Annotated in this window: 2 protein-coding genes and 1 pseudogene; 2 read left to right on the top strand and 1 reads right to left on the bottom strand. The window is 38.0% G+C overall.

What is annotated here, in order from left to right:
- Positions 1-176: pseudogene (locus AK963_RS36195) on the top strand (IS256 family transposase); the annotation flags it as partial.
- Between the two features lie 850 nt (positions 177-1,026).
- The gene (locus AK963_RS28440) at positions 1,027-1,458 is read left to right on the top strand and encodes an H-NS family histone-like protein (protein WP_066018653.1); all 432 of its coding nucleotides are present in this window, start codon (positions 1,027-1,029) and stop codon (positions 1,456-1,458) included.
- Positions 1,459-1,539: 81 nt separating this feature from the next.
- Here the strand turns inward: AK963_RS28440 and AK963_RS36750 are convergent, their stop codons facing one another.
- A complete protein-coding gene (locus AK963_RS36750) occupies positions 1,540-1,668 on the bottom strand; it encodes a thioredoxin domain-containing protein (protein WP_274520565.1) in 129 nt (42 codons plus the stop codon).
- Positions 1,669-1,814: the final 146 nt, after the last annotated feature.

The following is a 1,814-nucleotide window of genomic DNA, read 5'->3' as shown; positions in this document are numbered from 1 at the left end:
GCGTCATTCGTAAGGCGATCAAGAACCGGAAGATTTTTCGGACTGATGAGTCAGTCATGAAGGTAATCTATCTGGCCATGGAAAAAGCTTCCGAGAAATGGACCATGCCGATCAGGAACTGGAAAGCAGCCATGAACCGGTTTGAAATTATGTTTCCTGACCGGTTCAAGGAGTAATAGTTTTGGTGGCGTTTACACAGAATTATTTACAGGCTCGCTTCCGATTTCAGAACATCTTCAAAGCCTCAGGACTTTCTGGGGCTTTGAAATTAAACTGGTTTTTAATATTCTTGATACTTATTACTTTAATGGATTAATTTAATTTAAGTAAGGGTACTTAATTTTTATATATTTCATGTTTCAGCTTTACCTTTTTTGTGAATATCTGGTATTTTAAAGGAGTTGATTTTTAAATTTATTTGATTTATTTACTTCGCTTTATTTCCCTTTAAGAAATGTACTTATTCTTGGCTTTGCATTGTTTTGATCGCTTTACTTTCAGCTACTTCAGCATATCATGCTAGAAAAGAAAGTTTGCTATAAAGCCAGTGTCGCAGTTTCTAACGAGTTTTTTTGGCGTATTTTTAAATATGAATTAAACTCAATGATTAGGTTTTTCATGATATAAGAAGGTGGCTATTTTTATTTACCCTTAAATGAGACTGAATTATTATGTCGGTAGTGCTTTGATCAGTATTATGGCTTTATTTAATCTTTCCTGTTTTATGCTGCTGATTTCTACTTTAATTGTTAATCATTACTGATTTCCCAAACCATGTGATGAGGAAACCTGATTCTTCGCTTTACCCCTTATGGTTTATGGCTTTGTCGTTATGCAATAGGTCGCTATGTAAAATGATGTCTGAAAAAAGCATTTTTTGAGAGGTGATGAGAAAATATGCTCATTTTTTATCAACAATGCACGGGGTTTTGTCTATTTACAGACAGAAGTGTCAATGTTAAGTTTTTTACTGATTTCAAACCTTACTTTTAATTGATCCTTTGATTTATAAGATTGGTTCAAACAATGAATATTTTTGATGAAGCTCTCGGTGTTCTGAAGTCTAAAGTTCAGGTACGCAAACTCTTTCATGATATGCACGCTGAAGATCTTCAGCGCGTTATCGGTCGAATTGAAGCCATTTACGAGGAAAAGTTGATGGCTCAAATGGAGATTGAAGAGGAGCACGCCCGCAAAAAAGAGGCACTGGATGCTGTTGTTAAACAGATGAAAGAGCTTGGGCTCTCACTGGGTGATATGAAAGACCTGACTGATGATAAGAGCAGCAGTGGTCGTAAAGGTAAAACTCGCCAGCGCTATTTGTTTCGCTACGAAGCCGTTGATGGTTCATCAGTAGACTGGGAAGGGGCGACAACAGGACGTATTCCTGCGGACTTCTCAGCCTATCTTGAGCGGACAGGTAAGGATCGCAAAGCCTGTATCGTTTCTGAAATCTGATTGTTATAAACATCTCCTTAATAAAGGCCCTGCTTACTAGCAGGGCCTTTATTCTGCTTTCTGTCCGGCCCTTCTCAGGCATTATTTGATTTGCTTGAGTCTTTTATCAATCATCTCTTTCAGGACATTTTTATCAGTAAATCCACCAATCACTTCATCGGGAAATACCAGTGCAGGAGTACCGGTAATACCCAGCCTCTGAGCTAGCATGATATTACTGTCCAGCTGCTGTCATCACCGGCGTAAAAAGTCCTCAAAACACCAGTCCAAAATGACCTGTCGTTAAGTATAGCTTTTTGGGGTGGTCTGCAAGTCTGATAGTTCCAGAAAGTTAAATATTTTACTAAGCTGACTCT

Origin of the sequence: Endozoicomonas atrinae, from assembly GCF_001647025.1 — a bacterium.
Classification (GTDB): Bacteria; Pseudomonadota; Gammaproteobacteria; order Pseudomonadales; family Endozoicomonadaceae; genus Endozoicomonas; species Endozoicomonas atrinae.
This window is presented reverse-complemented; position numbering and strand designations above follow the sequence as displayed.

Coding starts and splice junctions, on each gene's coding strand:
- AK963_RS28440 (WP_066018653.1), top strand. CDS start 1,027: ATGAATATTTTTGATGAAGCTCTCGGTGTTCTGAAGTCTAAAGTTCAG.
- AK963_RS36750 (WP_274520565.1), bottom strand. CDS start 1,668: ATGCTAGCTCAGAGGCTGGGTATTACCGGTACTCCTGCACTGGTATTT.